The organism is Mesorhizobium sp. M0808 (assembly GCF_040320025.1).
GTDB lineage: Bacteria > Pseudomonadota > Alphaproteobacteria > Rhizobiales > Rhizobiaceae > Mesorhizobium.
Window position 1 is genome coordinate 24925 of record NZ_JAMYOX010000052.1, and the last position, 6628, is coordinate 31552.

General features: G+C 61.5%; 7 protein-coding genes. All 7 read left to right on the top strand.

Translation table 11 applies throughout. The annotated features are described in order from the left end of the window. The first annotated feature begins 372 nt into the window (after positions 1–372). On the top strand, positions 373–2004 hold the full coding sequence (ccoN, locus tag NKI25_RS32370; protein WP_353000457.1) for a cytochrome-c oxidase, cbb3-type subunit I: 1632 nt from the start codon (positions 373–375) through the stop codon (positions 2002–2004). Further along, entirely contained in the window at positions 1995–2726 is a 732-nt protein-coding gene (gene ccoO / locus NKI25_RS32375) for a cytochrome-c oxidase, cbb3-type subunit II (RefSeq protein ID WP_352828688.1), read from the top strand. The genes ccoN and ccoO overlap by 10 nt, the downstream gene beginning before the upstream one ends. A gap of 11 nt (positions 2727–2737) precedes the next feature. After that, a complete protein-coding gene (locus tag NKI25_RS32380) occupies positions 2738–2887 on the top strand; it encodes a cbb3-type cytochrome c oxidase subunit 3 (protein ID WP_023679629.1) in 150 nt (49 codons plus the stop codon). A 2-nt stretch (positions 2888–2889) separates the two neighbouring features. Next, positions 2890–3753 carry a cytochrome-c oxidase, cbb3-type subunit III gene (gene ccoP, locus NKI25_RS32385; RefSeq protein ID WP_023679630.1) on the top strand — a complete coding sequence of 288 codons (864 nt, stop codon included), beginning with the start codon at positions 2890–2892 and terminating at the stop codon, positions 3751–3753. A 132-nt stretch (positions 3754–3885) separates the two neighbouring features. After that, positions 3886–5445: a cytochrome c oxidase accessory protein CcoG gene (gene ccoG, locus NKI25_RS32390; protein ID WP_352828690.1), complete on the top strand. Its 1560-nt coding sequence runs from the start codon at positions 3886–3888 to the stop codon at positions 5443–5445. Next, positions 5442–5939, top strand: coding sequence for a FixH family protein (locus NKI25_RS32395; RefSeq protein WP_023679632.1), 498 nt, complete (start codon positions 5442–5444; stop codon positions 5937–5939). The genes ccoG and NKI25_RS32395 overlap by 4 nt, the downstream gene beginning before the upstream one ends. After that, the coding region (locus NKI25_RS32400; RefSeq protein WP_353000459.1) for a heavy-metal-associated domain-containing protein at positions 5936–6628 on the top strand (693 nt) is incomplete at its 3' end. The genes NKI25_RS32395 and NKI25_RS32400, both read left to right, overlap by 4 nt.

The window sequence follows — 6628 nt, forward strand, 5'->3', positions numbered from 1 at the left end:
GGAAAATCGCCGTCTCCCCGAACGATGAATGTCACGAAGGCAGCGCAACGCTGGCGCTGGCTCCCAAGGCATTGAAACGATCGACGTTCGGCAAGGCATCGGCCTACTTTCCAGCGTCACAGAAGGCGCGCTTTCCCACACGCCCGCGATCGCCTCCATACCCGGCCCGACCGGGGACGCCGGGCCTGTCGATTAGGGGTGGCGGCCGGTGGTGCGCTTCAAAATTCGATCGCCACAGTCTGATCGCACCGAACTCGATGCTGCTCGAAGCAAAATCGTGCGGCTCTGACATGGATCAGGGCGAGCAGGCCACGGCTGCGCAATAAGGCACTGCGGTTTGGCGCCCGCCGGAATTGGAAATCGGGGCTTACGATGAAATTCGGCACAGAGATCGTCCTTCTAAGCCTGTTTGCGTTTGCGGCCCTGGTGGCTGCCGGCTTCGGCGTAGATGAACCTTTTCGCCGGCATATGTGGGTTTTGTTCTTCGCGGTGGCTGGCTTCACTGCGATTCTGTTGCGCAACACGGAGTTCAAGCCGACAGTTCCGATCGACCCCGCCGCTTACATGGATGGGCCGATCCGCTACGGTGCCATCGCCACCGTATTCTGGGGCGTCGTCGGCATGCTGGTCGGCGTGGTCATCGCCCTGCAGCTCGCCTACCCGGATCTCAACATCCAGCCCTGGTTCAATTTCGGCCGACTGCGGCCGCTGCACACATCCGGTGTTGTGTTCGCTTTCGGCGGCAACGCGCTGATTTGCACGTCTCTCTATGTGGTGCAGCGCACCTGCCGCGCCCGTCTGTTCGGCGGCGATCTCGGCTGGTTCGTGTTCTGGGGCTATCAGCTGTTCATCGTCATGGCGGCAACCGGCTACCTGCTCGGCATCACCGAGAGCCGCGAATACGCCGAGCCCGAATGGTATGTGGACCTGTGGCTGACCATTGTCTGGGTCGCCTATCTCATCCTGTTCCTCGGCACGATCCTGAAGCGCAAGGAACCGCACATCTATGTCGCCAACTGGTTCTACCTTGCCTTCATCGTGACCATCGCAATGCTGCATGTGATCAACAACCTGTCGATGCCGGTCTCCTTCCTGGGCTCCAAGAGCTATTCAGCCTTCTCCGGCGTACAGGACGCCCTGACGCAATGGTGGTACGGCCACAATGCCGTCGGCTTCTTCCTCACCGCCGGCTTCCTCGGCATGATGTATTATTTCGTGCCCAAGCAAGCCAACCGGCCTGTCTATTCCTACCGGCTGTCGATCATCCACTTCTGGGCTTTGATCTTTCTCTACATCTGGGCCGGTCCGCACCACCTCCACTACACCGCCCTGCCGGACTGGGCCCAGACGCTCGGCATGGTGTTCTCGATCATGCTCTGGATGCCCTCGTGGGGCGGCATGATAAACGGCCTGATGACGCTCTCGGGCGCCTGGGACAAGCTGCGCACCGACCCGATCATCCGTATGATGGTGATGGCCATCGCCTTCTACGGGATGTCCACCTTCGAAGGCCCGATGATGTCAATCAAGGCCGTCAACTCGCTCTCGCACTACACCGACTGGACCATCGGTCACGTCCATTCGGGCGCGCTCGGATGGGTTGGCATGATCTCGTTCGGCGCGATTTATTTCATGGTCCCGAAGTTATGGAACCGCGACCGGCTTTATTCGCTGCGGCTCGTCAACTGGCACTTCTGGCTGGCGACGCTTGGGATCGTCGTTTACGCCGCGGTGATGTGGGTCTCCGGCGTCATGCAGGGCCTGATGTGGCGCGAATACGACGAGCAGGGCTTCCTGGTCTACTCCTTCGCCGAAACCGTCGCGGCCATGCATCCCTACTACATCATGCGTGCCATCGGCGGCGCGATGTATCTGTCGGGCGCCCTCATCATGGCTTGGAACATCGCCATGACCATCCTCGGCTACCGGCGCGAGGAGGGTCCGATGCCGCGCTCCATCCCCGCCCTCCAGCCTGTGCGATCAGGAGCCAGAAAATGGGCTTGATGGACAGACACGCGGTCATCGAGAAGAACGCCACACTGCTTCTCCTCGGGTCCCTGCTGGTCGTAACAATCGGCGGTATCGTCGAGATCGCGCCGCTCTTCTATCTCGACAACACCATCGAGAAGGTCGAAGGCATGCGGCCCTATTCGCCGCTCGAGCTCGCCGGGCGCAACATCTATGCGCGCGAGGGCTGTTACCTCTGCCACAGCCAGATGATAAGGCCGTTCCGCGACGAGGTCGAGCGCTACGGCCACTATAGCCTGGCGGCCGAGTCGATGTACGACCACCCGTTCCAGTGGGGCTCGAAGCGCACCGGGCCGGATCTCGCCCGGGTCGGCGACCGCTACTCCAACGCATGGCATGTCCAGCATCTCACCGAACCACGCTCCGTGGTGCCGGAATCGATCATGCCGGGCTATGCCTTCCTGAAGGACACACGGATCGAAGTGAAGGATTTCTCGACGCATCTGATCGCCAACAGCCGTGTCGGTGTGCCCTATTCAGACGACATGATCGCTCATGCCAATGCCGATCTCATGGCGCAGGCCGATGCGAATGCCGACACATCGGGCCTGGAGAGACGCTATCCAAAGGCCAAGCTTGGGGACTTCGACGGCGATCCGCAGCAGGTCACCGAAATGGATGCGCTGGTCGCCTATCTCCAGATGCTCGGCACGCTGGTCGATTTCAAGACCTATGACGAAGCCGCCGGTTACCGCTGAGGAGAATGGCGATGACCTACAATTTCATGCGGGAGTTTGCCGACAGCTGGGGCCTGCTTGCCATGGCGCTTTTCTTCCTCGGATGCGTTGCCTTTGCACTTCGTCCCGGCAGCCGAAGGCAAGCCGAGAGAGCCGCTCACATTCCTCTCAAGGACGACTGATCATGGGCAGCGAGCATATCGACGAGGTTTCGGGCATCTCGACGACCGGCCATGAGTGGGACGGCATCAAGGAACTCAACAACCCGCTTCCGCGCTGGTGGGTCATCACCTTCTACATCACCATTGCCTGGGCGATCGGCTACACCGTCGTCTATCCGGCATGGCCGATGCTGACTTCCGCGACCAGGGGTGTGCTGGGGTATTCGAGCCGCAAAGACGTCAAGAATGAACTGGCGGCGGCCGAAGTGGCCAAAGGCAAATATGTCGCTGCCATTCAGGCGAAGACCGTCTCCGAGATTACTGCCGACGATACGCTACGCGACTTCGCCGTCGCCGCAGGTGGCGCCGCGTTCAAGGTCAATTGCGTGCAGTGCCATGGCTCGGGCGCTCAAGGGTCCAAGGGTTTTCCCAACCTAAACGATGACGATTGGCTGTGGGGTGGCAACGCCGAACAGATCCAGCAGACGATTGCGCACGGCATCCGCTTCGCATCAGACCCGGATACGCGCCTGTCGGAAATGCCTGCTTTTGGCGACATCATCACGACGGATCAGATCAAGCAGGTCGGCGCCTATGTCGCAAGCCTCTCCGATCCTGTTCAGGACACAAGCCTGATCGAACTCGGCGCCAATGTTTTCGCCGAGAATTGTGCGGCCTGTCATGGTGAGAATGCAAAGGGCAACAGGGAGCTCGGCGCACCCGACCTGACCGACGCGATCTGGCTATACGGGTCTGGCGAAACAGCCATCGCCGCGCAGGTCCGCGCCCCGAAGCTTGGCGTCATGCCGGCCTGGATCGGGCGTCTCGGCGAGATCAAGGTCAAGGAACTCGCGGTCTATGTCCATTCGCTTGGCGGCGGAGAATAGGAACGCAAGCCTATTCTCGTCCTCCCCCCAACCGCCAAGCGACGAGGCCCGGCGCGAGCCGGGCCTCGGCATCATCCAGAAACCGATGGGTCGGGCTTCCGGCGAAATCGTCGCTGGTGACTGGAGCTTCTCGTGCTCGATAACACGCAAATAGAACGGCTCGAAGCCGATGCGGTCAACTCCGCCAGGACCCGTCAGCCGCTCTATGCCGCACGCAACAAGATCTTCCCGAAGCGGGCCTCTGGCAGTTTCCGCCGCTTCAAGTGGTCGGTGATGGCAATCACGCTGGGGATCTACTACCTGACGCCCTGGCTGCGGTGGGATCGCGGGCCATTTGCCGCGGACCAGGCCGTGCTGGTCGATCTTGCCAACCGGCGTTTCTACTTCTTCTTCATCGAGATCTGGCCGCAGGAATTCTATTATGTGGCCGGCCTGCTGGTCATGGCCGGTATCGGCCTTTTCCTGATCACATCCACCGTCGGCCGGGCCTGGTGCGGCTATACGTGCCCGCAGACCGTGTGGGTCGATCTGTTTCTGGTCGTCGAGCGAGCCATCGAGGGCGACCGCAACGCGCGCATCAAGCTCGATGCCGGTCCCTGGACTGCGCGCAAACTCGTGGTGCGAACATCGAAACACGCCATTTGGCTGGTCATAGGCGCGGCGAGCGGCGGCGCCTGGATTTTCTATTTCGCCGATGCGCCGACGCTGGTTGGGGAACTCTTCACGGGCACCGCAGCCCCGGTCGCCTACATCACCGTCGCCGTGCTGACGGCGACGACCTATACGTTCGGCGGGCTGATGCGCGAGCAGGTCTGCACCTATATGTGCCCATGGCCGCGCATCCAGGCGGCCATGCTCGACGAAAGTTCGCTCACCGTCACGTACAATGACTGGCGCGGCGAACCGCGCACGCGTCACGCCAAGAGGGTCCTTGCCGCCGGACAGCCAGTCGGCGATTGCGTCGACTGTAACGCCTGCGTGGCTGTCTGCCCGATGGGGATCGACATTCGCGATGGCCAGCAGCTCGAATGCATCACCTGCGCGCTCTGCATCGATGCCTGCGACGGCGTCATGGACAAGCTCGGCAGGGAGCGCGGCTTGATCTCCTATGCGACGCTGGCCGACTACAACGCCAACATGATGCTGGCGACCCCGGGCGGCTCCGGTTCAGTCAACCCGTCACTGGTCAGGAGCGCTGACGGCCTGTTCTCCGACAAGGTGGCCCGTTTCCATATCCGCAAGATCTTTCGCCCGCGCACCTTCATCTACATGGCCGCCTGGTCGGCGGTCGGTCTCGCGCTGCTTTATTCGCTGCTGACCCGCGAACGGCTGGAATTGAATGTCTTGCACGATCGCAACCCGCAGTTCGTGACGCTGTCCGACGGTTCGATCCGCAACGGCTACACCGTCAAGCTGCTCAACATGATCCCCGAACCAAGAACGATCATTCTCACGATGCAGGGCCTGCATGGAGCCGAAATGAGCGTTGTCGGCATCCACCTGCCGGCGGATCGCTCCTTCGCCATCCCGGTCGAACCCGACCGGCTGAAGATGCTCAAGGTTTTCGTGCGTCAGCCGGCAGATCAGGTTCGGGGTGCAGCGCAAAGCTTCAAGTTCCGGGTCGAAAACAAGGCGACGTTCGAGTCGGACGAATACACGGCCACCTTCAACGCGCCGGAGAGCGCCAGATGAGCGACACCTCGCGACAATCCCGCGAATTCACCGGCAGGCATATGCTGTTCACCATCCTTGGCTTCTTCGGCGTGGTCATAGCGGTCAATCTGACGATGGCGACGCTTGCCAACACAAGCTGGACCGGCCTTGTCGTCGAAAACACCTATGTGGCGAGCCACCAATTCAACAAAAAGGCCGAGCAAGGGCGAGCTCTGGCAGCCCTCGGCTGGACTGGCAAACTGACCATCGCAGGCGGTGAGGTCCGCTACAGCCTCACCGATGCTGTCGGCAAGCCGGTTGCCTTGCATGGCGTCAAGGTGCTGTTTCGTCATCCCGCCTACGAGGCCGAGGACAAATCCGTCACTCTTGCCGCTGCCTCCGGTCAGATATTCGCCGGGCACCACATGCCCAAGGATGGCGTCTGGATCGTCGAAATCGACGCCGATGCGAGCCTTGCGGAACCCTATCGCGACGTTCGCCGGATCATGATTTCCCACGGGGCGCTGCAATGAGCTGCTGCGCGCCAGGCGCCGAAGTGGCTTTGGACCTGGAAAAGGTCACACTGGTCCTGCCTTCTGGCCAGGAAATCAGACTGGCGAGCCGCTCGATTGGCGAAAATCTTCGCCAGACCGACCTCTCGGTGCCGGCTGTGCATTGTGCCGCCTGCATCCAGACGATCGAGACGGCGATCGGCAAGCTGGATCGCGTCGAAGGCGCTCGTGTCAATCTTTCGACGAAACGTGTTTCGGTCCGGTGGCGCGGCGAGGAGGTTCCGCCATTCGTCGCCACACTTGGACGGCTGGGCTATGGCGCGCACCTGTTCGATCCCGAGGCTGACGGGAAGGACAAGATGCTCTCGGAACTGATCCGCGCCGTCGCGGTCGCCGGCTTTGCGGCGGGCAACATCATGCTGCTATCAGTCTCCGTCTGGTCCGGCGCGCAAGGCGCGACCCGCGACCTGTTCCATTGGGTCTCGGCCTTGATTGCCATTCCTGCGCTCGCTTTCGCCGGCGGCATCTATTTTCGCTCGGCCTGGAATGCGCTGCGCCACAGCCGCATGAACATGGACGTGCCGATCGCGGTCGGGGTATCGCTGGGCTATGCGATGAGCCTCCATGAGACGATCACCCATGGCGACCACGCCTATTTCGACGCGTCGGTGTCTCTGCTGTTCTTCCTGTTGATCGGCCGCACGCTGGAT

Excerpts from the sequence above, each read along its gene's own strand:
- NKI25_RS32395 (WP_023679632.1), top strand. The coding sequence starts at position 5,442 with ATGAGCGACACCTCGCGACAATCCCGCGAATTCACCGGCAGGCATATG.
- ccoP (WP_023679630.1), top strand. The coding sequence starts at position 2,890 with ATGGGCAGCGAGCATATCGACGAGGTTTCGGGCATCTCGACGACCGGC.
- ccoN (WP_353000457.1), top strand. The coding sequence starts at position 373 with ATGAAATTCGGCACAGAGATCGTCCTTCTAAGCCTGTTTGCGTTTGCG.
- NKI25_RS32380 (WP_023679629.1), top strand. The coding sequence starts at position 2,738 with ATGACCTACAATTTCATGCGGGAGTTTGCCGACAGCTGGGGCCTGCTT.
- ccoO (WP_352828688.1), top strand. The coding sequence starts at position 1,995 with ATGGGCTTGATGGACAGACACGCGGTCATCGAGAAGAACGCCACACTG.